Annotated in this window: 18 protein-coding genes; 13 read left to right on the forward strand and 5 right to left on the reverse strand. The window is 70.7% G+C overall.

Annotated elements, in window-relative coordinates; translation table 11 throughout:
* Positions 1-14: 14 nt before the first annotated feature.
* Positions 15-2,642: an HAD-IC family P-type ATPase gene (locus NOSIN_RS06585; protein ID WP_077689881.1), complete on the reverse strand. Its 2,628-nt coding sequence runs from the start codon at positions 2,640-2,642 to the stop codon at positions 15-17.
* Between the two features lie 286 nt (positions 2,643-2,928).
* On the opposite strand from NOSIN_RS06585, the gene NOSIN_RS06590 reads away from it, so the two are divergent.
* Positions 2,929-3,741, forward strand: a complete 813-nt coding sequence (locus tag NOSIN_RS06590) for an NRDE family protein (protein WP_077689882.1) — start codon at positions 2,929-2,931, stop codon at positions 3,739-3,741.
* Positions 3,742-3,801: 60 nt separating this feature from the next.
* Here the strand turns inward: NOSIN_RS06590 and NOSIN_RS06595 are convergent, their stop codons facing one another.
* A complete protein-coding gene (locus NOSIN_RS06595; protein WP_077689883.1) occupies positions 3,802-5,085 on the reverse strand; it encodes a glycoside hydrolase family 16 protein in 1,284 nt (427 codons plus the stop codon).
* Between the two features lie 438 nt (positions 5,086-5,523).
* Here NOSIN_RS06595 and NOSIN_RS06600 point away from each other — a divergent pair, with 438 nt between their 5' ends.
* From NOSIN_RS06600 to mshC, 3 genes are all read left to right on the forward strand, one after another.
* A complete protein-coding gene (locus tag NOSIN_RS06600) occupies positions 5,524-5,733 on the forward strand; it encodes a hypothetical protein (protein ID WP_077689884.1) in 210 nt (69 codons plus the stop codon).
* Between the two features lie 233 nt (positions 5,734-5,966).
* Positions 5,967-6,155, forward strand: a complete 189-nt coding sequence (locus NOSIN_RS06605) for a hypothetical protein (protein ID WP_077689885.1) — start codon at positions 5,967-5,969, stop codon at positions 6,153-6,155.
* A gap of 100 nt (positions 6,156-6,255) precedes the next feature.
* Positions 6,256-7,479, forward strand: a complete 1,224-nt coding sequence (gene mshC / locus NOSIN_RS06610) for a cysteine--1-D-myo-inosityl 2-amino-2-deoxy-alpha-D-glucopyranoside ligase (RefSeq protein ID WP_077689886.1) — start codon at positions 6,256-6,258, stop codon at positions 7,477-7,479.
* A 115-nt stretch (positions 7,480-7,594) separates the two neighbouring features.
* Here mshC and NOSIN_RS06615 read toward each other — a convergent pair whose 3' ends face one another.
* Positions 7,595-8,116: a nitroreductase family deazaflavin-dependent oxidoreductase gene (locus NOSIN_RS06615; RefSeq protein WP_077689887.1), complete on the reverse strand. Its 522-nt coding sequence runs from the start codon at positions 8,114-8,116 to the stop codon at positions 7,595-7,597.
* A gap of 119 nt (positions 8,117-8,235) precedes the next feature.
* On the opposite strand from NOSIN_RS06615, the gene NOSIN_RS06620 reads away from it, so the two are divergent.
* Positions 8,236-8,424, forward strand: coding sequence for a hypothetical protein (locus NOSIN_RS06620; RefSeq protein WP_077689888.1), 189 nt, complete (start codon positions 8,236-8,238; stop codon positions 8,422-8,424).
* Positions 8,425-8,493: 69 nt separating this feature from the next.
* Complete coding sequence (locus NOSIN_RS06625) at positions 8,494-8,904, forward strand: ABATE domain-containing protein (protein WP_077693450.1); 411 nt, start codon at positions 8,494-8,496, stop codon at positions 8,902-8,904.
* Between the two features lie 98 nt (positions 8,905-9,002).
* On the opposite strand, the gene NOSIN_RS06630 is transcribed toward NOSIN_RS06625, so the two are convergent.
* Positions 9,003-9,842 carry a PAC2 family protein gene (locus tag NOSIN_RS06630; RefSeq protein WP_077689889.1) on the reverse strand — a complete coding sequence of 280 codons (840 nt, stop codon included), beginning with the start codon at positions 9,840-9,842 and terminating at the stop codon, positions 9,003-9,005.
* A gap of 285 nt (positions 9,843-10,127) precedes the next feature.
* Here NOSIN_RS06630 and metH point away from each other — a divergent pair, with 285 nt between their 5' ends.
* The 7 genes from metH to NOSIN_RS06665 all read left to right on the forward strand — a co-directional run bounded on the left by metH (position 10,128) and on the right by NOSIN_RS06665 (position 21,692).
* Positions 10,128-13,601 carry a methionine synthase gene (metH, locus tag NOSIN_RS06635; RefSeq protein ID WP_077689890.1) on the forward strand — a complete coding sequence of 1,158 codons (3,474 nt, stop codon included), beginning with the start codon at positions 10,128-10,130 and terminating at the stop codon, positions 13,599-13,601.
* A 300-nt stretch (positions 13,602-13,901) separates the two neighbouring features.
* Positions 13,902-14,615 carry an HAD family hydrolase gene (locus NOSIN_RS06640; protein ID WP_077693451.1) on the forward strand — a complete coding sequence of 238 codons (714 nt, stop codon included), beginning with the start codon at positions 13,902-13,904 and terminating at the stop codon, positions 14,613-14,615.
* A gap of 171 nt (positions 14,616-14,786) precedes the next feature.
* Positions 14,787-15,278: a cellulose synthase gene (locus NOSIN_RS06645; protein ID WP_227015425.1), complete on the forward strand. Its 492-nt coding sequence runs from the start codon at positions 14,787-14,789 to the stop codon at positions 15,276-15,278.
* Positions 15,279-15,855: 577 nt separating this feature from the next.
* Positions 15,856-16,926, forward strand: coding sequence for an ABC transporter permease (locus NOSIN_RS06650; protein WP_077689892.1), 1,071 nt, complete (start codon positions 15,856-15,858; stop codon positions 16,924-16,926).
* Between the two features lie 102 nt (positions 16,927-17,028).
* Positions 17,029-18,777, forward strand: coding sequence for an ABC transporter substrate-binding protein (locus NOSIN_RS06655; RefSeq protein WP_077689893.1), 1,749 nt, complete (start codon positions 17,029-17,031; stop codon positions 18,775-18,777).
* 83 nt (positions 18,778-18,860) lie between these two features.
* Positions 18,861-19,874 (forward strand): ABC transporter permease, encoded by a 1,014-nt coding sequence (locus NOSIN_RS06660; RefSeq protein WP_077689894.1) that lies wholly within the window; start codon positions 18,861-18,863, stop codon positions 19,872-19,874.
* 45 nt (positions 19,875-19,919) lie between these two features.
* Complete coding sequence (locus tag NOSIN_RS06665; RefSeq protein WP_077689895.1) at positions 19,920-21,692, forward strand: ABC transporter ATP-binding protein; 1,773 nt, start codon at positions 19,920-19,922, stop codon at positions 21,690-21,692.
* Positions 21,693-21,838: 146 nt separating this feature from the next.
* On the opposite strand, the gene NOSIN_RS06670 is transcribed toward NOSIN_RS06665, so the two are convergent.
* A complete protein-coding gene (locus NOSIN_RS06670) occupies positions 21,839-22,180 on the reverse strand; it encodes a cold shock domain-containing protein (protein WP_077689896.1) in 342 nt (113 codons plus the stop codon).
* Positions 22,181-22,787 lie beyond the last annotated feature (607 nt).

Raw genomic sequence — 22,787 nt, forward strand, 5'->3', positions numbered from 1 at the left:
TCGGTGAAGAGGCCTCAGACGGGCTCGGGGGTGCGCTCCTCGGAGTCCTCCCGGGCCCTCTCCTCGGCGGAGCGGGCCTCGGAGCGGGCGATCATCCGGTCGTCCACCACACGGATCACCGTGATCGCCACGATCGCCACACCCGCCACGGCCAGACCGGTGAGCACCTTGGCCGGGTCGCTCACGTCCAGGTCGAAGAACCACTGCCCCAGGGGGGTCACCATGGCCAGCGTCAGCAGGCCCACCATGGAACCCACCAGCAGCACCTTCCACCACACGTACGGCTTGGCCACCAGCAGCAGCACCCACAGCGTCGTCGCGCACAGCGTGATCACCACCGCGGTGCGGTCCGTCGGGTCGGGCACCGTCCGCCCGCCCAGCACCAGCAGGTAGGTGGTCACCGCCGCGAAGCCCGCCACCATCCCCGAGGGGATCGCCAGCCGCAGCGTCCGCATCACGAACCCCGGACGGGCGATGTCGGTGTTGGGCGCCAGCGCCAGGAAGAACGACGGGATGCCGAACGTCACCGCGTTGATCAGCGTCGCGTGGCGGGGGAAGAAGGGATAGGCCACCGCCAGCAGCCCCACGATGATCGCCAGCGTCATCGTGTACACGGTCTTGGTCAGGAACAGGCCGGCCACCCGCTCGATGTTGCCGATCACCCGGCGGCCCTCGGCCACCACGCGCGGCAGCGCCGCGAACTGGTCGTCGAGCAGCACCAGCTGGGCCACCGAGCGCGACGCCGGGCTTCCCGACCCCATCGCCACGCCGATGTCGGCCTCCTTCAGCGCCAGCACGTCGTTGACGCCGTCACCGGTCATCGCCACCGTGTGCCCGCGCCCGCGCAGGCCACGCACCATGTCGCGCTTGCGCTCGGGCGTCACCCGCCCGAACGCCGAGCGCTCCTCCACCTCGCGTGCCAGCTCACCGCCGTCCTCGGACAGAGCACGCGCGTCCACCGGCTGCTCCGCGCCCGACAGGCCCAGTTCGCGGCCCACCGCGCCCACCGACGCGGCGTGGTCGCCGGAGACGATCTTGACGTCCACGCCCTGCTCGCCGAAGTAGTCCAGGGTCGGGGCGGCGTCCTCGCGCACCCTCTGGTCCAGCACCACCAGTGCCACCGGCACCACCGTGCCCGGGGCCTCCTCGGAGTCCACACGTGCCGAGGCCCGGGCCAGCAGCAGTACCCGGTGGCCCTGCGCACCCAGCCTGGCCGCCTCGGCCGCCGCCGGATCCTCGGAGGGGACCAGCACGTCGGCCGCGCCCAGTACCCAGTGCTCCTCGCCTTCGGAGGTCAGGAAGCTCGCCCCGCTCCACTTGCGGGCCGAGGAGAAGGACGCCAGCGCCACCACCGGCCAGTCCGGGGCGGAGCGGCCGGCCCCGCACCCGCGCGCGATGGCCGCCATGCTCGTGTTGTGGTCGGGGTCGCCGGCCGCCAGCGCGGCCAGCACCCGGGACGGGGACGGCCCGTCGCCGCCGTACCCGCCCAGGTCGCGGATCTCCGCCAGCCTCATGCCCGCCTCGGTCAGCGTGCCCGTCTTGTCGGTGCACACCACGTCCACACGTGCCAGGCCCTCGATCGCGGGCAGCTCCTGGACCAGGCACCTGTGCCGCCCCAGCCGGATCACCCCGACCGCGAACGCGATGCTGGTGAGCAGGACCAGTCCCTCGGGGATCATGGACACCAGCGCCGCCACCATGCCGCGCAGCGCGTCCGCCAGCGGGCCGGAGACCTGTCCGCCCGCCGTCGGCTCCTCCAGGGTCACGTGCCCGCCCATGAACAGCTGGCTGTAGACCAGCAGGGCACCGATCGGGAACAGCGCGAAGGTGATCCACGTCAGGATCCGGTTGATCCCCGACCGCAGCTCCGAACGCACCAGCGAGAAGCGGCTCGCCTCCTCCGCCAGCCGTGCCGCGTAGGCGTGCCGCCCCACCTTGGTGGCCCGGAACCGGCCGGTGCCCGCCACCACGAAGCTGCCCGACATCACCGTGTCGCCGGGCTGCTTGAACACCGGATCGGCCTCGCCGGTCAGCAGCGACTCGTCGACCTCCAGCCCTCCGGCCCAGGTGACGGTGCCGTCGACCACGACCTGGTCGCCCACCCCCACTTCCAGGACCTCGTCCAGGACGATCTCCTGGGCGGTCACGCGCGTGGTGGCGCCGTCGCGCACCACCCGCGGGCGGTTGGCGTTGACGATGGCGAGCTTGTCCAGGGTGTGCTTGGCGCGCAGCTCCTGGACGATGCCGATGAGCGTGTTGATGAGGATGACCATCGCGAACAGCCCGTCCTGCACGGGGCCGATCACGGCGATGATGGAGAACAGCACCGCGACCATCGCGTTGATCCGGGTGAACACGTTGCCGCGGATGATCTGGGCGACCGTGCGGCTGGCACGCACCGGGACGTCGTTGGTCCGGCCGGTGGCGACGCGCTCGGCGACCTCCCGCCGGGTCAGGCCGGGTTCGTCCGGGGGACCCTGCGGCCCGGTCCGGGCCGCGGGTGTGACCGCCGGGGCGGAGCGGTCCGGGGAACCGGCGGAGCCGCTGCCCGGCCGCGGGCCGGTGGCGGCCGGGAAGGCCCCCTGAGCCCTGTCCGCGGTGCCGTCCGCACCGTCGTCGGGCCGTTCGGGTTGCTCGGGCACGCACACTCCTGGGTGGTACGGGAAACGGGACGGGGTCCTGTGGGGCGCGCCGGACGCGTCCGCCCCGGACGACTCAAGGGTAGGGAGACACACAGACTAGAAGACTCCCGACCCGCGCACAGGTACACCCGCTCCCGGATCGGTGTGGTGCCGGCACCCGCCCCGGCCGTGCGGAGTCCCACACCTCTCGCCCACGGGGCCCACCGCGTCGTAGAGTCCGAGTACCGTTGCGTTCATTTCCGTTCGCCTCCCGGCCGTCCCGCCGGAAGTCACAGCAAAGGTCGTCATGTGCACTGTCATCGTCGGCTTCGATCCCGGCGCGGACACGCCCCTGGTCATCGCCGCGCTCAGGGACGAGATGTCCTCCCGGCCCTGGGACCGGCCCGCGCACCACTGGCCCGACCAGCCCGGGCTGGTCGGCGGCCGTGACCGTGTGGCCGGGGGCACCTGGCTGGCCGTCGACCCCGTCCGCGTCCGTGCGGCCGCCCTGCTCAACGGGTGGCCCTGGGACGGACGCATGCCCTGGGAGGGCACCTACCCGGCCAGCCGCGGGGACCTGCCGCTGCGCGCCCTCGCCCACACGGGCCGGGACCCGGAGCGGGACCCGCTGCACGGCGAGGACCCCACCCTGTACGCGCCCTTCCACCTGCTGGACGCCGACGCCCACCGGGTGAGCGTGCACAGTTGGGACGGACGCTGCCTGGACACCCGGACGCTGCCGACCGGGGTGAGCATCGTGGTCAACACCGGTCTGGACCCGGACGACCCGCGCGCCGTCCGGCACACGCCCGTGTTCGCGCGCACACGGCCCGATCCTGCCGACCTCTCCCGCGCCGACGGCGTCGAGGAGGTGTGGGGGGAGTGGCCCCGCCTGATCACCGAGGCGGCCGAGTCCGCGCCCCGTTCGGCGGGTACCGACGAGTCCGGCGATCCCGCCGGCCTGATCGCCCGCGCGGACCTGGGCGACGGGAGGATATGGGCCACCGGGTCGGTGACCCTGCTGGCCCTGGACCGCGAGACCGTGCGCTACGCCTTCACCGACGCCCCGGCCGACCCCGGGGCGTGGCGGATGATCGACCTGTCGCCGCCCCGGTCCTGACAGGCGAGGTGCCGCCCGCCGACGGGGTCGGCGGACGGCACTCACGAAGGGGCGGAGGGATCAGCCGGGCAGGTTCCAGCGCTGGACGGCGCTGCCGTCGCAGTCGGCGATCTCCGTACGGGTGCCGTCGCTCTGCGCCCTTCCCTGCGGCTGCAGGCAGCGGCCCGACTGCGGGTTGCGCAGGGCCTGGGTGCCGCCGTCACGGGTCCACTGCTGGGCGCCGGTCCCGTTGCACTCCCACAGCTGTACCGGGGTGCCCGCGGCGGTTCCGCCGCCGGCCACGTCCAGGCACTTGCCGAACGCCCGGACCGTGCCGTCGGCGCCCACGGTCCACTGCTGGGCCTGGCTGCCGTTGCAGTTCGCCAGCTGGATGGGGGTCCCGTCGCCCGTCTGCGCCCCGGCCACGTCGAGGCAGACGCCGTTGGAGGCGGTGATCGTGCCGGTGCCCCCGCCGGTACCGCCGCCGTCCCCGTCCTGCGAGTAGACCCGGACGTAGTCGATGGTCATTTGCTGGGGGAATTGGGTGGTGTGGTCGGGGTAGCCGGGCCATTGGCCGCCGACGGCGACGTTGAGGATCATGAAGAAGGGTTGGTCGTAGACCCAGGGGTTGGTGCCTACGTCGTTGGTGGTGATGGTGTTGTAGGGGTGGCCGTCTACGGACCAGGTGATGGAGCCGGGGGACCAGTCGATGGCGAAGGTGTGGAAGGTGTCGGCGAAGGACCAGCCTTGGGGGTGGGTGTAGGAGGCGCCGATGCCGTTTGCTCCGGAGTAGCCGGGGCCGTGGACGGTGCCGTGGACCATGTGGGGTTCGTGGCCGACGTTTTCCATGATGTCGATTTCGCCGGAGTGGGGCCAGGGGGTGTTGGGGAAGTCGGAGCCCAGCATCCAGAAGGCGGGCCAGATGCCTTGGCCGCGGGGGATTTTGATGCGGGCTTCGATGTGGCCGTAGGCGTGTTCGATTTTGTTCTGGGTGGTGAGGCGGGCGGAGGTGTAGGTGCCGTTGGTTTCTTGGCGGGCGGTGATGACGAGGTTGCCGTTGCCGTCGAGGGCGGAGTTGGCGCGGTTGTCGGTGTAGTTCTGGAGTTCGTTGTTGCCCCAGCCGTGGTCGCCGGTTTCGTGGTTCCAGTGGGCGGGGTTGGGTGCGCTGCCGGCGGCACCGTCGAACTCATCGGACCACACCAGGGCGGACTGCGCCGCCTGGGCGGTCTCGGCGCCGTCGGTCGGTGCGCCGGCCTCCGGGACGGGGGCGGCCGACGCGGTGGCGGGGAGGAGGAGCGCCGCGGCGGTGAGGACGGACACGGCCGCGGAGGCGAGGGCTGGACGTGGAGGGAACGCGGTACGCATGGACTACTCCGGGGGGAGGCCCCGCGACGGCGGGGCGAAGGCGGGCGGAGTCGGCCCGGCGTCTGAGCGCCGGACACGCTGGTGGCGACTGTTCGCGGTCGCCGTATCACTCAGCGGATTGAAACGTTAAGTTACTTTACGTTTAGTCAGGCCTCCGCACAAGGGGGGCATGAGGGACGAAAGGGATGAGGATCCGGCCGGAAGCGCCGAGCGGTGGTCCGGTGCTATGTATTCCGGTCGGGACAACGGGTAGAGGACGGGGACATCGTGGCGGCGCCCCTCCCGATCCCCGCTCACCTGGGAGAGGGCGAAAGGATTCCGGAAGTGTGCCGTAGGCGCGGGACGGGATCGTGTTCACGGTGAACCCGGGACGCGGGAGCCGCATCCCACCGTGACCCGGGGTACCCCTGACCGCCTACCCACCCCGAAGGACCGCACATGAGCGCCACCACCGTCCGCGAACAGGCACTTCTCGACGACCAGACTCCGTACGTGCGCACCGGACGCCGTGACACGGCCCGGGCGAGGTGGCGGCTCCGCGCGGTCCGGGCGGACATCGCCGAGTTCGGCTCGGCCGAGGATCCCGACCTGGCACGGGCACATGAGGAGCTGTACCTCCTGGAGACCGCGGAGGCCGCCAGGCCCTGACCACGGCGCCTCCCGAGTGCGGCGCGCCCCTCGGCGACGTCCGGCCGGTGGTGCCCCGCCGCCCGTCCTTGGGCGTCGCGCCCTCCGGCCGCCGGCCGCGTTCCCGCGACCATCGTCACGCTCGTACCCGCGAAAGGCCTGTCAACCCCCAGGGTGACCAGTGCGTCTCTGAGGGAGACGGCGCGCACGCCGTCAGGCTCGCGTGGAGGCACGCGTTCACGGCGGGGGGCACGATGGAGGGCCGTAACGGCAACCTGGTGGAGACCGGAGCGTACTGGCTGCTCTACGTGGTCTCGGTCAGCGGGGCTCTGCTGCACTGGAGGCTGGGCAACGAGGGCATGGCGGCCGTGTGCGCCGCCGCGGCGCTGTTCGGCGCGGTCCTCATCGGCGGGAGGCGCCGAAGGACCGCCGCGCACCGCTGACCCCGCCGTGCTATTCCCGTCCGGCCTGGGGCGATCATCACGTGGGACGACCACCCTCCTTCGGAGGTGTGCCGCACGTACGTCCGGATAGGCTTCCCGTATGCGTTCATGGTCTGCGCCTGACATCGTCCCCCTGCCGGGTACCGGCGGCCCCCTCCGCGTCCACGACACCGCCACCGGCCGGATAAGGACGACGACGCCGGGCCCCCGGGCGGGGATGTACGCCTGCGGCATCACCCCCTACGACGCCGCCCACCTCGGCCACGCCTTCACCTACCTCGCCTTCGACCTGGCCAACCGGGTGTGGCGCGACGCCGGGCACGACGTCAACTACGTACAGAACACCACCGACATCGACGACCCGCTGCTGGAGCGCGCGGCGGCCACCGGTGTCGACTGGCGCGACCTGGCCCACCGCGAGATCGACGTGTTCCGCGAGGACATGGCCGCCCTGCGGATCATCCCCCCGACCTCCTACGTCGGAGTGGTGGAGTCCGTCGACCTCATCAGCGACCTCGCCGCGCGCATCCGCGGCACCGGTGCCGCCTACGAGATCGACGGCGACCTGTACTTCTCCGCGGCGGAGGCCACCGGCCTCGGCGAGATCAGCCACCTGGACCGCGACCAGATGCTGGAGCTGTTCGGCGAGCGCGGCGGCGACCCGGGGCGCACCGACAAGAAGGACCCGCTGGACTGGCTGCTGTGGCGTGCCGAGCGTCCCGGCGAGCCCTCCTGGGACAGCCCCCTGGGCCGCGGACGCCCCGGCTGGCACATCGAGTGCAGCGCCATCGCCCTGGACCGGCTGGGCCCGGCCTTCGACCTCAACGGCGGCGGCAGCGACCTGATCTTCCCCCACCACGAGATGGGCGCGGCCGAGACCCGCTGCGCCACGGGCGGCCCCAACGCCCACAACCACCTGCACGTGGGCATGGTCGGCCTGGACGGCGAGAAGATGTCCAAGTCCCAGGGCAACCTGGTGTTCGTGTCCAGGCTGCGGGAGCAGGGCGTCGAACCGGCCGTCATCCGTCTGGCCATGCTCGACCACCACTACCGCACGCCGTGGGAGTGGACCGACGCCGAGCTTCCCAGGGCCACCGCGCGCGCCGACCGCTGGCGCGCCGCCCTGGCCCTGGGCGCCGCTCCCGAGGCCGCTCCGGTGCTCGCCGCCGTACGCGCGGCCCTGGCCGAGGACCTGGACTCGCCCGCGGCCCTGGCCGCGGTGGACGCCTGGGCCGACACCGCCCTCGGCGAGGGCGGCACCGACACCGGCGCGCCCGCCCTGGTGCGCGCCACCGTCGACACCCTGCTGGGCGTGGCGCTGTAGGAGTCGGCCGCGCGCCTTCCGGCCGCGGTCCCGCGCGGTGTGGAGTGTGCCGCCGAGCCGATCCGTGCGTGCCGCCGGGCCGTGCGCGTGAGAGAGAGCGGGCCCGGCGGACGGCTCAGCGCGCGGACAGGTCGGGGTAGGAGGTCGGTGGCGGGTCGTCGGGGGCCAGGCGGACGATCGGAACGCCGTTCTCGGGGTCGGACCCCACCCGCTCGAAGGACTCCGGGCCCTCGTCCACCTCGTGTCCCAGCCCCCGCACCAGTGCCATGGCGGTTCGGGGGCGCCGCTGCGCGTAGTGCGCCAGCACCTGGCCGGACTCCTCGGGGGAGAGGACGGTGGCCGTGCCCCGCCGGCGCCGGCCGCCCACCTGGAACAGCACCCGCGGTTCCCGCAGGATGTTGCGGAACCACTGCGACCGCGAACCGTACCCGGAGGCCACCAGCACCGTTCCGGTGGCGTCGTTGCCGCCCACCACCTCCAGCACCGCCTGCCGGGCCTCGCCCGTGGTGCGCCCCCGGTGGGTGAGCAGGACGAACCGGTCACCCAGGATCCCGCCCAGCCCGAGCCGGTACAGCCAGACCGGAGCGCGAAACAGCGCCCGGCGCGCGGGTGTGGCGGGCGGTCGGGCGAACGACATGTAAGGCGGCCTTCCTGCTGTTCGGACCCGGCGGAGCGGCACGAGTCTAGCCACGCCGCCGTCCCGGCACCGGATGCCACGCCCATGGGCCGTCGGTGGGCGCCGCCACAATCGGGGACATGCAGACAGGACCGGACGTACTCCGTACCACCGACTGGACCCGCACCTTCCACGCCTACGGCTCCGGCGGCGACACCACCGGGTTCCTCGCCTGGTCCGCCGTCCGCCCGGCCTCCTTCGACGGACGCGTACGCCCCACTCCCGCCAGCCTCCCGGGCCCGGCGCCGCTTCGTGCACGTGCACGGTGACCACCTGTGGCCACGAGCTCGTCCAAACACCGGCATCCGGAGCCCAACCGTGGTGGGATAGCCTCCATGATGACCACCCCCACGCGGCGCAGCACGGCCGCCGAACTCATCGCGGACTTCGTCTCCACCGGTGGCAGCCTCACCGACCGGGCCGATCTCGCGCGGTTCCTCCGCGAGCACCGCCTGGCCACCGAGGGAGCCATCCCCATCACACTGGCCGACCTCGACGAGGCCATCGCCCTGCGCGACGGTATCCGGGCGGTTCTGGAGCGCGGCTCCGATCCCGACCACGAGGCGATCGCCCGGGGCCAGAGGGTCCTGGACGGCCTGCGCGTCACCGTCCGCCTCCAGCCCGTCCCCGACACCGGGGTGCAGCTCGCCCCCGCCGTCGTGGACGAGGTCCGCCGCGGCCTGGCCCGCATCGCCGGTGCCTGGGCCTCGGTCCTGGCCACGGGGGAGTGGCGCCACCTGCGGCTCTGAGCCCGGAGCCCCGGCCCCCGGACGGACACGGACAGGCGCACGGACGAGTACGGGGCCCCGGCGGACGTCCGCCGGGGCCCCGTCACACGGGGAGGGGCTCAGCCCTCGTCGTGGCGGCGCAGGTAGCGCTCGAAGTCCCGGGCGATCGCGTCCCCGGAGGCCTCGGGCAGGTCGGTGGTGTCCTTGGCCTCCTCCAGGCCGCGCACGTACGCCGCGATGTCCTCGTCCTCGGCGGTCAGCTCGTTGACGTTGGACTCCCACGAGACGGCCTCGTCGGGCAGGTCGCCCAGCGGCATCCGCAGGTCCAGGAAGTCCTCCAGCCACGCCAGCAGCGCCAGGGTCGCCTTCGGGCACGGCGGCTGGGCGACGTAGTGGGGAATGGCCGCCCACAGCGACACCGTCTCCATGCCCACCGAGCTGAACGTCTCGTGGGCCACGCCCACGATCCCGGTCGGACCCGAGTAGGTGGTCGCCTCCAGCCCCAGCGAGGTGCCCAGGTTCACGGGCGAGGCCATCCCGGTCACCGGGATCGGCCGGGTGTGCGGGGCGTCCGCCAACAGCGAGCCCAGCATCACCACCCGCCGGACGCCCAGCTCCCTGGCGACCGCCAGCAGGTCGGCGGTGTAGGAACGCCACCGCATGTTCGGCTCCGGGCCGGTCACCAGCACCACGTCGCGTCCCGAACCCGGCGGCCTGGCCACCTGGACCCGGGTCGTGGGCCACTCGATCTCGCCGACGACACCGTCCACGACCGACATGCGCGGCCGCGTCACCTGGAAGTCGTAGTAGTCGTCCGGCGTCAGGGCGCACAGTTCATAGGCACCCCACTCCTTGGAGAGGTGCTCTATGGCGAGGCTCGCCGCCTCGCCGGCGTCGTTCCATCCCTCGAACGCCGCCACCATCACAGGTTCGACAAGCTCCTGGACGAGCTTGGTCATCGATGGCCCCTTCCTGCACGCGGACGTGGTCCACCCTACGGGGTTCCGACCCGCCCGGGAAACAGTGGTCCGTACTCCCTCCGGAGGGCCCGGACCGCCCATTGTGGGACACCCGTCTCACGTGCTGGAACAGCCGATCGGGTAGCCTCACAGACAGCGACTGACAAGGACGCCGCTGTCCCCGGACGCCCCGACCCGCCTTTCGCACCGCGGGTCCGCCCAGTGCCACGCGTCACGGGGACATCGGCTGGGCCGCCGCGGTGCCCCGACATAGAGTTGCGAAATATGAGAGCTAGTCCCACCTTCCGCGAAGCACTGTCCCAGCGCGTCGTCGTGGCGGACGGAGCGATGGGCACCATGCTCCAGGCACACGATCTCGACCTCGACCAGTTCGAGGGCCACGAGGGCTGCAACGACATCCTCAACCTCACCCGTCCCGACATCGTCCGCGACACCCATGCCGCCTTTCTTGCCGTGGGTTCGGACTGTGTCGAGACGAACACCTTTTCCGCCAACCTCGGAGGCCTCTCCGAGTACGGCATCGAGGACCGCACCCACGAGATCGCCCAGGCCGGAGCACGGGTGGCCCGCGAGGCCGCCGACGCCTACTCCACCCCCGACCAGCCCCGCTACGTCCTCGGCTCCATGGGACCCGGCACCAAGCTGCCCACACTGGGCCACGCGCCCTACGCCCTGCTGCGCGACTACTACGAGCAGTGCGCGCGCGGCCTCATCGACGGCGGCTCCGACGCCGTCCTGATCGAGACCTGCCAGGACCTGCTCCAGGTCAAGGCCGCTGTGGTCGGTGCCAACCGGGCCCGCAAGGCCGCGGGCAGGGACGTCCCGATCATCGCCCAGGTCAGTATCGAGACCAACGGCACCATGCTGCTCGGTTCGGAGATCGGCGCCGCGCTGACCTCCCTCGAACCGCTGGGCATCGACGTCATCGGCCTCAACTGCTCCACCGGCCCCGCCGAGATGAGCGAGCACCTGCGCTACCTCTCGCACCACGCCCGCATCCCCATCTCCTGCATGCCCAACGCGGGCCTGCCCGAGCTGGGGCCCAACGGCGCCGTCTACACGCTCTCCCCGGAGGAGCTGGCCGACGCCCACGACACCTTCACCTCCGAGTTCGGCCTGAGCCTGGTCGGCGGCTGCTGCGGCACCACCCCCGAGCACCTGCGCCAGGTGGTCGAGCGCGTCCAGGGGCGCGGTATCAGGAACCGCAAGCCGATCGTGGAGGCGGCGGCCGCCTCCCTCTACCAGAGCGTGCCCTTCCGCCAGGACGCCAGCTACCTCGCCGTGGGCGAGCGCACCAACGCCAACGGCTCGAAGAAGTTCCGCCAGGCGATGCTGGAGGAGCGCTGGGACGACTGTGTGGAGATCGCCCGGGACCAGATCCGCGACGGTGCCCACCTGCTCGACCTCAACATCGACTACGTGGGCCGCGACGGGGTCAGCGACATGCGCGAGCTGGCCTCGCGCTTCGCGACCTCCTCCACCCTGCCGGTCATGCTCGACTCCACCGAGCCGCCCGTCCTGGAGGCCGGCCTGGAGTCTCTCGGCGGCCGGTCCGTGATCAACTCGGTCAACTACGAGGACGGAGACGGCCCCGACTCCCGCTTCACCCGCATCATGGAGCTGGCCAAGGAGCACGGCGCCGCCGTGGTGGGCCTGTGCATCGACGAGGAGGGCCAGGCGCGCACCGCCGAGTGGAAGGTGCGCGTCGCCAGCCGCCTCATCGAGCAGATCACCGGCGAATGGGGACTGCGCACCGGTGACATCGTCATCGACTGCCTCACCTTCCCCATCACCACCGGGCAGGAGGAGACCCGCCGGGACGGGCTGGAGACGCTCAACGCCATCCGCGAGCTCAAGCGGCTCTACCCCGACGTGCAGACCACGCTGGGGCTGTCCAACCTCTCCTTCGGCCTCAACCCGGCCGCCCGCATCGTGCTGAACTCGGTGTTCCTGCACGAGGCGGTCCAGGCGGGCCTGGACTCGGCGATCGTGCACGCCTCCAAGATCGTGCCGATCAACCAGATCCCCGACGAGCAGCGCCAGGTCGCCCTCGACATGGTCTACGACCGGCGCGAGGGCGACTACGACCCGCTCTCGAACTTCATGGACATGTTCGAGGGTGTGGACGCCAAGTCCATGAGGGCCTCCCGCGCCGAGGAACTGGCGGCGCTTCCCCTGTGGGAGCGCCTGGAGCGCCGCATCATCGACGGCGAGATGGCCGGGATCGAGGCCGACCTCGACGAGGCGCTCCGGGAGAGGCCGGCACTGGCCATCGTCAACGACACCCTGCTCGCGGGCATGAAGACCGTCGGCGAGCTGTTCGGCTCCGGTCAGATGCAGCTGCCCTTCGTCCTCAAGTCCGCCGAGGTCATGAAGGGCGCCGTCGCCCACCTCGAACCGCACATGGAAAAGAGCGACGACGACGGCAAGGGCCGCATCGTCCTGGCCACCGTCAAGGGCGACGTCCACGACATCGGCAAGAACCTCGTCGACATCATCCTGTCCAACAACGGCTACGACGTGGTCAACATCGGCATCAAGCAGCCGGTGTCGACGATCCTGGAGGCCGCCGAGACCGAGCGCGCCGACGTCATCGGCATGTCCGGCCTCCTGGTCAAGTCCACGGTGATCATGAAGGAGAACCTGGCGGAGATGAACTCCCGGGGCCTCTCCGAGCGCTTCCCGGTCCTGCTGGGAGGCGCCGCGCTCACCCGCTCCTACGTGGAGCAGGACCTGGCCGAGATGTTCGAGGGCCACGTGCGCTACGCCAAGGACGCCTTCGAGGGCCTGCGCCTGATGGACGCGTTCATGGCGGTCAAGCGCGGTGAGGAGGGCGCGGAGCTGCCCGCCCTGCGCCAGCGCAGGGTCAGGAGCGGCGCCAAGCTCAAGGTGACCGAGCCCGAGGAGATGCCCGCCCGCAGCGACGTGTCGACCACCAACAGGGTGCCCACGCCGCCCTTCTGGGGCGACCGCATCAGCAAGGGCGTCCCGCTGGCCGACTACGCCTCCTTCCTCGACGAGCGCGCCACCTTCATGGGCCAGTGGGGCCTCAAGGCCTCCCGCGGCGGCAACGGCCCCACCTACGAGGAGCTCGTGGAGACCGAGGGCCGTCCCCGCATGCGGATGTGGCTGGACCGCATCCAGACCGACGGCCTCCTGGAGGCCGCCGTGGTGCACGGCCACTACCCCTGCTACAGCGAGGGCGACGACCTGGTCGTCTTGGACGAGGACGGCAAGGAGGAGCGCACGCGCTTCACCTTCCCGCGCCAGCGCCGCGATCGCCACCTGTGCCTGTCCGACTTCTTCCGGCCCAAGGAGTCGGGGGAGCTGGACGTGGTGTCCTTCCAGGTGGTGACCGTGGGATCGGCGATCAGCCGCGCCACCGCCGAGCTGTTCGAAAGAAACGCCTACCGCGACTACCTGGAGCTGCACGGCCTGTCGGTGCAGTTGACCGAGGCGCTGGCCGAGTACTGGCACACCCGGGTGCGCGCGGAGCTGGGCTTCGCGGGCGAGGACCCGGCCGAGCTGGAGGCCTTCTTCAAGCTCGGCTACCGGGGCGCCCGCTTCTCCCTGGGCTACGGGGCCTGCCCCGACCTGGAGGACCGTGCCAAGATCATGCGCCTGCTGGAGCCCGAGCGGGTGGGTGTGACGCTGTCGGAGGAGTTCCAGCTGGCGCCGGAGCAGGCCACCGACGCGATCGTCGTCCACCACCCGGAGGCGACCTACTTCAACGTCTGACCGGCTCCGGATCCGCGCGCGCGGATCCGGCTCCCGGCCGTCCGGGCCCGGCCCGTCCCTTCCGGGGACGGGCCGGGCCCCTCGCGCGCGGGGCGGCTGTGGGACAGCTCTCCCCCCGACACGGGCCGAGTGTTCGTAGTGTGGAAAGGACGCCGACAGGTCCTCTTCACGACGTGGGCGCCCCACGTGCAGCACGATGACGACGCACCCCGGAGCGCCCCTGGGCGGGTGAGAACCCATGACACACGAGGGGAGAGTGTGGTGTCCCTCCGGTCCCGGCCGGAACACGCCACCGAACACATGAGCGAGCAGAGCACACTGAGCCTTGACGCCTCCGACACCGCGGTACCCGAGGGCAGACGCCTCCAGGCGGTGCTCCTGGACATGGACGGCACCCTCATCGAGAGCGAACACCTGTGGGGCGAGTCCGAGGCCGAACTGGTCGCCGAACTGGGCGGGGTGTGGACCGAGGAGGACCACACGCGCAACGTCGGCAACGCCGCCGAGCCCGTGGGCCGCTACATCATCGGCCTGACCGGGGCCGACCACCTCACTCCGCGCGAGGTCGCCGACCGCCTGTACGCCCGGTTCCGCGCCAAGCTCGCTGGAGGGGCCCAGCTGCGTCCGGGGGCCAAGGCGCTGGTGACCATGCTGGCGGAGGCCGGGGTGCCGGTGGCCCTGGTGACCTCCACCGAGCGCCCGCTGGTGCAGGCGGCGATCGGCGGGATCGGCCTGGACAACTTCGACGACTCGGTGGCCGGTGACGAGGTCGCCGCGAACAAGCCCGACCCCGACCCCTACCTCAGGGCCGCCCGGCGCCTCGGGGCGGACCCCGGGCGCTGCGTCGCCTTCGAGGACTCGGTGGTCGGCGTGACCTCGGCGGCCGACGCCGGGTGCGTCACGGTCGCGGTGCCCAACCACGTGGAGATCCCCCCGCGCGAGGGCGTGGTGTTCCGGGACAGCCTGGTGGGAGTGGACCTGGACTGGCTGGAGTCGCTGGTCGCCGACCGCTGAGCCCGCTCGCCGCCGTCTCCCCTTCCCCTCCCGCCCCGGTCCTCGCCTGTCCGGGTGCCGAACGCGCGGGTACCGTGGATGGCGGGAACCCCGAGGCGGGCGCCGGATCGGGGGCACGCCCTAAGGGATCGACCGGATGTGCGTTCCGGCGCCGGATGGGAGACTGGACCCATGCCTGAGAATCTGACATGGATGGCCGGTCTGGTCCTGGGAGGCGGACTCACCCTCGTGGGGCTGGTGATCTCCTTCGCCGTGTGGCGCGCCAAGGGGGCCGCCTCCGGCCTGCGAGGGGTGGCGTGGTCACTGCTGCCGCTGGCCGCCGCTCTGATCGGGCTGGTGAACGCCGTCTGGCAGTTCGTCGCGAGCGTCCTCGGCATCCTGGCCGGCCTGCTGTTCAACCCGGCGGTGTGGGCCGGCGTGGTCCTGGCGGGCGTGGCGGTGGTGCTCTACGTGGTCTCGGGTGTCATGCGCGCCCGAGGTGCGGGGACCCGGCCGCGGGACAAGGCGCCCAGGGCCGCGGGGGAGGCAACCCCGCCCGGCGCCACCGGGGCCGAGGACACCAGGGGACGGGTGGAGGCGCCCCCGAAGAAGTCCGGTAACACCGACGACCTCTCCGACCTCGGTGACATCGAGGAGCTGTTGCGCAAGCGCGGCATCGAGTAGTCGGCGCGGCGTCCGGGAGGACCCGCCGACGACCGACGACGGCCCCGCCGGTGCGGGGCCGTCGTCGCGTTTCGGATGCGTTCTGACACGCTACGACACATAGCACTTGCCATAGTGCGCTTCTTTGGCGGACGAACCGGTGTAGATCCGGACGTATCGTTGATCCAGTGCGATCGGGCATCGCCCCAGCTCGCGGCCGGTCGTCCGGTGAATACGAACTGTGCCATCTTTTGTTGTTATATAAGCTTTTTGGCATTGTTTGTCACGATTTAGATACATGATCGGATATTGGACGCTCTGTACCCGATGGGCGAGTAAGTTGGTCGCTGTGTAACAGCCCGGGTGCAGCGGTCCCGGTGTGTCCAATCCCTCAGGTGATGTGGCACACCCCCACGGACCGGCGTCTGCGCGGGCGGGTCACCACCCGCCGCGTCGACACAGCGCCCACGCCAGCCAGCGTCGAGAACCGGCCGGCCCCACTGTGAGAACCCGCGGGTCACCCCTCCATGCGGGATCCCTGGTGGGTTCTGTCCCGTTCCCCTCGGCCAGAAGCTTATGAGTGGAGAGTGGTGGCCTGATGAGCGCGCCCTCGCATGCCCCCGAGTCGGAGGAGCAGGCGGAGCAGGACGACGTCGTGAACGTCACCGCGCAGGCCCGCAAGGCCCGCGGAGACTCCGAGAACCGGTCCCTGCGCCAGATCGCCTGGCAGCGGCTGCGCAAGGACAAGGTCGCGATGATCTCCGGCATCGTCGTGGTCCTGCTCATCCTGGCCGCGATCTTCGCGCCCCTGCTGACCAAGTGGTTCGGGTACCCGCCCACCCTGTTCCACCAGGACCTGATCCACCCCGACACCGGTCTTCCGTACAAGGACCCGAACCTTCCGCCCCCCTCCGACGGCAGCATGCCGACCGAGAACCTCGACCCGTGGGGCGGGATGAGCGCGGACCACCTGCTGGGCGTGGAGCCCATCACCGGCCGCGACCTGTTCAGCCGTATCGTCTACGGTGCCCGGATCTCCCTGCTGGTGGCCTTCCTGTCCACGGTGGTGTGCGTGGTCCTGGGCACCGTCCTCGGCATCATCGCCGGGTACAAGGGCGGCTGGATCGACACCGTCATCAGCCGGGCCATGGACGTCTTCCTGGCCTTCCCGCTGATGCTCTTCGCCATCGCGCTCGTGGGCGTCATCCCCGAGGGCATCCTCGGCCTGACCGGCAACGGTCTGCGCATCGGCGTCATCGTCTTCATCATCGGCTTCTTCAACTGGCCCTACGTCGCCCGGATCGTCCGGGGGCAGACGCTCTCCCTGCGCGAGCGCGAGTTCGTGGAGGCGGCCAGAAGCCTGGGCGCCGGCAACCGGCACATCCTGTTCAGGGAGATCCTGCCGAACCTGGTCACGCCGATCATCGTCTACTCGACCCTGCTCATCCCGACGAACATCCTGTTCGAGGCGGCGCTGAGCTTCCTGGGCGTCGGGATCAACCCGCCCACCCCGAGCTGGGGGAAGATGCTGTCCGACGCGGTACGCGTGGCCGAGAACGCGCCGTACTTCGTCATCTTCCCCGGCCTGGCCATCTTCATCACCGTGCTCGCGTTCAACCTGTTCGGTGACGGCCTCCGAGACGCCTTCGACCCCAAGACCTCCGACTGATTCCCGGTTGGCGGAGGCCGCACGTCCGGTCTTCACCGGTAAGGGATCCGACCACAGGTTGATCCCACCATTCCCCATCAGGTCCGTATGAGAGGCAGTTCCTTGAGGAAACGTACCCTCGGCTTCGTCGCGCTCGGCGCGACGGCGTCCATCCTTCTTTCAGCTTGCGGAGGCGGTGGCTCCGCCGGAGGAGACTCCGGGTCCGACGCCGCCTTCAACCAGGGGGCGACCGAGGTCGTCAACCCGTCCGACAAGGCCGGCGGCACCCTGCGCTACGCCATCGCCACGGACTTCGACTCCACCGACCCGGGCGACACCTACTACGGTTTCAGCTGGAACTTCAGCCGTTACTACGCCCGTACGCTGCTGACCTTCACCCCGGCGCCGGGTGAGGAGTCCACCACGCTGGCCACGGACCTGGCCGCCGGCATGCCCGAGCCCAACGACGACTTCACCGAGTGGACCGTCAAGATCCAGGAGGGCCTCAAGTACGAGGACGGCTCCGAGATCACGGCGCAGGACATCGAGTACGCCATCGCCCGTTCCAACTACAACGGCGGCGAGCTGCCCAACGGGCCGCGCTACTTCCAGCAGCACCTGGACCAGGAGACCTTCAACGTCTACGAGGTCGACGACCCGCTGGAGACCCTCACGGCGGTCGAGACCCCGGACGACCACACCCTGGTCTTCCACCTCAACAGCCCCTTCTCCGAGTTCCCGTACGTGCTGACCCAGCCGCAGACCGCCCCGGTGCCCATGGAGGCCGACCGCGGCGCGCTGTACAAGGAGCACGTCGTCTCCTCGGGCCCGTACAAGTTCGACGGCGACTACGAGCCCGGCGTGAAGCTCAACCTGGTCCGCAACGAGCACTGGGACTCCGAGACCGACCCGATCCGCCCGGCCCTGCCGGACGAGGTCACCGTCCAGATCGGCATCGACCAGGAGGAGATCGACCGGCGCCTGGTCAACGGCGACATCGACGTCGACCTGGCCGGCACCGGTGTCGGCCCGGCGATGGCGAGCACCCTGCTCACCGACGAGTCCGCCCAGGCCAACCTGGACAACCCGTTCTCCGGTGCGCTGCGCTACGTCAACATCCACACCCCGATCATCGAGGACGTGGCCTGCCGCCAGGCCATCATGTACGCGGCCGACCGTGAGAGCCTGCACCGCGCCTGGGGCGGCGACAGCGGCGGCGAAATCGCCACCAACCTGCTCCCGCCGACCATCCCGGGCTCGAACCCGGAGTCGGACCTGTACCCCTCCGAGGACAACAAGGGCGACCTGGACTCGGCTGAGGCCAAGCTGGAGGAGTGCGGCAAGGCCGACGGCTTCAGCACCACCATCGCCGTCCGTGAGGGCCGCCCGGAGGACATCGCCACCGCCGAGTCCCTCCAGCAGTCCCTGAAGCGCGTCGGCATCGAGCTCGACATCCAGACCTTCCCGGCGGCGGACTTCTTCGCCCAGTACGCCGGCTCGCGGGACTACGTCCGTGAGAACGACATCGGTCTGAGCGTCTCGGGCTGGAGCCCCGACTGGGCCACCGGCTACGGCTTCGCCTCCAAGATCACCGACGGCGACGCCATCCAGGACACGGGTAACTTCAACACCTCCGAGCTCGACGACCCCGAGGTCAACGGCCTGTGGGACAAGGCCCTGGAGACCGAGGACCCGACCGAGCGTGCCGACATCTACGAGCAGATCGACACCCTGGTCATGGAGCAGGCCGCCATCCTGCCCGTCGTCTTCGACCGCGCGCTGTACTACCGCTCGAACGAGCTGACGAACGTGTACCACATGTCCGCGTACGCGATGTACGACTTCATGGCCCTGGGCGTGGACCGGGGCTAGAGCCCCAACCGGCCTGAACTAGCACGAGAAGGCAGGTGAAAGCGGCGGGGTCCACGGCCCCGTGGACCCCGCCGCTGACCGCGATGCTGAACTACATTCTTCGCCGCCTGGGCGCGGGACTACTGCTGCTCGCCGTCGTCACGGCGGTGACCTTCTGGATCTTCTACGTCCTGCCCCGATGGGCGGGTGTGACGCCGCGCGGTATGGCCGCGATGTACGTGGGCAAGGCGCCCACCCCGGAGGCGCTCGACGCCACCGTGGAACGGCTGGGCCTGGACCAGCCCGTCGCGATGCAGTTCCTGGAGTTCGTGCGCGGCCTCCTGTTCGGCCAGGAGTTCGACTTCGGCCGGGCGACGGTGGAGTGCGCCGCGCCCTGCCTGGGCTACTCCTTCACCACCAACAGCCCCGTGCTGCCCCAGCTGCTCGAGCGCCTGCCGGTCACCGCCTCGCTGGCCTTCGGCGCGGCGATCATCTGGATCATCGGCGGCGTGGCCGTCGGCGTTCTGTCCGCGGTCAAGAAGGGCAGCCTCTTCGACCGCCTGGCCATGAGCACCGCCCTGGTGGGCGTGTCCATGCCGATCTACTTCACCGGACTGCTGGCCCTGGTCTTCCTCGTGCACTCGTGGGAGCTGTTCCCCGTCTCGCGGTACGTTCCCCTCAGTGAGGACCCGGTCGCCTGGTTCCAGGTGATGTTCCTGCCCTGGGTGACCCTGGCCTTCCTGCACGCGGCGCAGTACGCGCGCCAGACCCGTGCGGGCATGCTGGAGGTCCTGGGCGAGGACTACATCCGCACCGCCCGGGCCAAGGGGCTGAGTGAGCGCCGCGTGATCTTCAAGCACGCGCTGCGCCCCACGCTGACCCCCATCGTGACGATCTTCGGACTGGACGTCGGTCTGGTCCTGGGCGGCGCGATCCTCACCGAGACGGTGTTCTCCCTGAACGGCATCGGCGCCTACGCCATCGACGCGATCGTCGGCAAGGACCTGCCCGTGGTCCTCGGTGTGACCCTGATGGGCGCCGTCTTCATCGTCGTCTGCAACCTGGTCGTCGACCTGCTCTACCCGGTCGTCGACCCGCGCGTGCGGATCGCCGCGTAACGCGCGCCAGCGTTGAACAGAGCAGCTCTAGCGAAGGAAAGTGACATGGCCTCGACCGAGCCCGTCGTCCGCGTGGACGACCTGCGGGTGACGTTCCCGACCATGGACGGTGACGTCCAGGCGGTGAACGGTTTGTCCTTCGAGGTGCCCGCCGGAGGCGCCCTCGGCATCGTGGGGGAGTCGGGCTCGGGCAAGAGCGTGACCTCGCTGGCGCTGATGGGCCTGCACCGGGGCAGCCGGGCGCGGATCAGCGGGGCGATCGAGGTCGTGGGCCAGGACGTGGTCAGGGCCTCGGACAAGAAGCTGCGGCGGATGCGCGGCAACGACATCGCGATGGTCTTCCAGGACCCCATGCAGTCGCTGCACCCGCAGTACACGATCGGCAACCAGCTGATCGAGGCCTACCGGATCCACAACCCCAAGGCCACCAAGGCCCAGGCGCACAAGCGCGCCATCGAGTCGCTGGACCGGGTGGGTATCCCTGATCCGGCGAAGCGGATCAATTCCTATCCGCATGAGTTCTCCGGTGGTATGCGCCAGCGTGTGGTCATCGCGATGGGGTTGATGTGTGATCCCAAGGTGTTGTTGGCCGATGAGCCGACGACGGCGTTGGATGTGACGGTGCAGGCGCAGGTGCTGGATCTGTTGGATGAGTTGCGTACGGATCTGGGGATGGGGCTGATCCTGGTCTCGCACGATCTGGCGGTGGTCGCGGGGTCGGTGGACGAGGTCGTGGTCATGCGCCATGGTGTGGCGGTGGAGCGGGGGGACGTGCGCAAGGTGCTGTCCGAGCCCGAGCACTCCTACACCCAGGCCCTGTTGGCGGCGGTGCCGCGCGTGGAGGTCTCCCGCGCCCAGCGGCGCGCCCAGGACCGGGCCGACCGGGCCGAGCGCGACAGGGGCAGGGTCACCGAGCCGGGCGAGTTCGCCGCCTTCACCCCGCCCGCCTCCGACGACGCCTCCTCCGAGGAGACCCCGCTGCTGCGGGTGGAGAACGTCTCCCAGCGGTTCAGGGTGCGTGGTGGTACGTGGGGCAAGTCCACGGACTTCTGGGCGGTGAGGGACGTGTCCTTCGACCTGTACCGCGGTGAGACGCTGGGCGTGGTGGGGGAGTCGGGCTCGGGTAAGAGCACGCTGTCGCGGATGGTGATGCGGTTGTTGGAGCCCACCCGGGGCCGGGTGGAGTTCGAGGGCCGCGACATCACGCACATGTCCGACCGGGCGTTGCGCCCGCTGCGCCGGGACGTGCAGATGGTCTTCCAGAACCCGTACTCGTCGTTGAACCCGCGGTTGACGGTGGGGGACGCGATCGGGACGGCGCTGCGGGTGCAGGGGGAGAAGGACGGGAAGAAGATCCGCCGTCAGGTGCAGGAGCTGTTGGAGCGGGTGGGGTTGGAGCCCGACCACTACAACCGGTTCCCGCACGCGTTCTCGGGTGGTCAGCGTCAGCGGATCGCGATCGCGCGGGCGTTGATCCTGAAGCCGAAGCTGATCATCTGTGATGAGCCGGTGTCGGCGTTGGACGTGTCCACGCAGGATCAGGTGTTGCGGTTGTTGTCGGAGTTGCAGGACGACTTCGGGTTGACCTACATCTTCGTGGCGCATGATCTGGCGGTGGTGCGTCAGGTGAGCGACCGGGTCGCGGTGATGCGTGCGGGCGAGGTCGTGGAGATGGGTGACAGCGACTCGGTGTACGAGGCGCCGGGGAGTGAGTACACGCGTCAGCTGCTCAACGCCGCCCCCGTCCTGGACCCGGACGAGGCCCGCAACCTGCGAGCCGAGCGCATGGAGAGGCGCGACGGCAGGACCGCCGCGTAGGCTTCGGCCCACGGCCGTTCCCAGGTCCGGCCTCTCGGTACCGCACGCCGGTACCGCACGCCGGTGCCGCCGCGGAATCCCGCGGCGGCACCGGCGTCGCCGTGTCCGGGGCCCGGCGTTCCGGCGCTCCGGCCCGTGATCCAGGGCTAAGAACCGAACGCCTGCACGGCGGCGTAGAGGGAGAAGCCGAACAGGGCGGCCAGCACGAGCCGGCCGGTGACGCCCGCGATCCTCCACACCAGACCCGGCGGGCCGGGGACCCCCTCCTCCAGCGGGGTGACCATGATCGCGTGGGGCGCGCCACCGACGGGTTCGTACTGCAGGACGAAGGACACGCGCGTGCCCACCTCCAGGTCCCTCCACCCGGTCTCCTCCCCGTCCATCCGGATCTCCGAGGCACTGAACAGCACGTCGTGGGCCCCTTCGTCAGGGGTGATGGCGCCGTATTGCAGTGCGTAGTCGAATCGCCGGACTCTTCCCCTGGCCATCGAACCTCCATGGTGTGCGCGTCACCGGACTCGGCCGCCGCCGGAACCTCGGACCGCCCTGGTGCCGTGGTAGGTCTTCGTGACCATCCGACCATGAGGAGATCTCCTCGAAGCCGTCCGAGGTGTACGAGGTAGTCGCCGGGTCCCGCCGCGCGCCTGATCGGACACCGGACTGTGCGCACCGGATCCGAGGCAGGTCCCAGAGCGCCGACGGACGGGAGGACTTCGACCGGCACACGAACCAGTTGGTGTACCGGGACGGCGCGCCGTCGGCCTCGGTCTGGACGACGCCCTCGCCGGGTAGGGGCGAAGGTGCACCCGGATCTCTTGGAACGCGGTGCGGCGGCGGCCAGGGCCTCTCGGTGGCCCGCGCCGCGTGCGCCGTGGCGATGTCGCCGCTCTCTGGGACCCGGTGGTCTTCGCGGGAGATCCAACGCTTGGCGTTCGGTCCTCGGCGAACCCCGGCGGAGACGTCCGAACCGCGCTCCACGCACGTCCGGTGGCGGATCGGCTTGCGCGCGGGTTCCCGTTCGGCGGGGTGGGCGCCCCGGGGCGGTGACGGCCGGACGCGGATCCGTGGAACTCGGCACGTTTCCGGGTGTCGAGA

Origin of the sequence: Nocardiopsis sinuspersici, from assembly GCF_001998325.1 — a bacterium.
Taxonomy (GTDB): domain Bacteria; phylum Actinomycetota; class Actinomycetes; order Streptosporangiales; family Streptosporangiaceae; genus Nocardiopsis; species Nocardiopsis sinuspersici.

Bases quoted from the DNA above. Each gene is read 5' to 3' on its own strand.
- NOSIN_RS06595 (WP_077689883.1), bottom strand. From the start codon at position 5,085: ATGCGTACCGCGTTCCCTCCACGTCCAGCCCTCGCCTCCGCGGCCGTG.
- NOSIN_RS06640 (WP_077693451.1), top strand. From the start codon at position 13,902: ATGAGCGAGCAGAGCACACTGAGCCTTGACGCCTCCGACACCGCGGTA.
- NOSIN_RS06660 (WP_077689894.1), top strand. From the start codon at position 18,861: ATGCTGAACTACATTCTTCGCCGCCTGGGCGCGGGACTACTGCTGCTC.
- NOSIN_RS06665 (WP_077689895.1), top strand. From the start codon at position 19,920: ATGGCCTCGACCGAGCCCGTCGTCCGCGTGGACGACCTGCGGGTGACG.
- mshC (WP_077689886.1), top strand. From the start codon at position 6,256: ATGCGTTCATGGTCTGCGCCTGACATCGTCCCCCTGCCGGGTACCGGC.
- metH (WP_077689890.1), top strand. From the start codon at position 10,128: ATGAGAGCTAGTCCCACCTTCCGCGAAGCACTGTCCCAGCGCGTCGTC.
- NOSIN_RS06650 (WP_077689892.1), top strand. From the start codon at position 15,856: ATGAGCGCGCCCTCGCATGCCCCCGAGTCGGAGGAGCAGGCGGAGCAG.
- NOSIN_RS06605 (WP_077689885.1), top strand. From the start codon at position 5,967: ATGGAGGGCCGTAACGGCAACCTGGTGGAGACCGGAGCGTACTGGCTG.
- NOSIN_RS06630 (WP_077689889.1), bottom strand. From the start codon at position 9,842: ATGACCAAGCTCGTCCAGGAGCTTGTCGAACCTGTGATGGTGGCGGCG.
- NOSIN_RS06590 (WP_077689882.1), top strand. From the start codon at position 2,929: ATGTGCACTGTCATCGTCGGCTTCGATCCCGGCGCGGACACGCCCCTG.
- NOSIN_RS06670 (WP_077689896.1), bottom strand. From the start codon at position 22,180: ATGGCCAGGGGAAGAGTCCGGCGATTCGACTACGCACTGCAATACGGC.
- NOSIN_RS06615 (WP_077689887.1), bottom strand. From the start codon at position 8,116: ATGTCGTTCGCCCGACCGCCCGCCACACCCGCGCGCCGGGCGCTGTTT.
- NOSIN_RS06620 (WP_077689888.1), top strand. From the start codon at position 8,236: ATGCAGACAGGACCGGACGTACTCCGTACCACCGACTGGACCCGCACC.
- NOSIN_RS06625 (WP_077693450.1), top strand. From the start codon at position 8,494: ATGACCACCCCCACGCGGCGCAGCACGGCCGCCGAACTCATCGCGGAC.
- NOSIN_RS06645 (WP_227015425.1), top strand. From the start codon at position 14,787: ATGCCTGAGAATCTGACATGGATGGCCGGTCTGGTCCTGGGAGGCGGA.
- NOSIN_RS06600 (WP_077689884.1), top strand. From the start codon at position 5,524: ATGAGCGCCACCACCGTCCGCGAACAGGCACTTCTCGACGACCAGACT.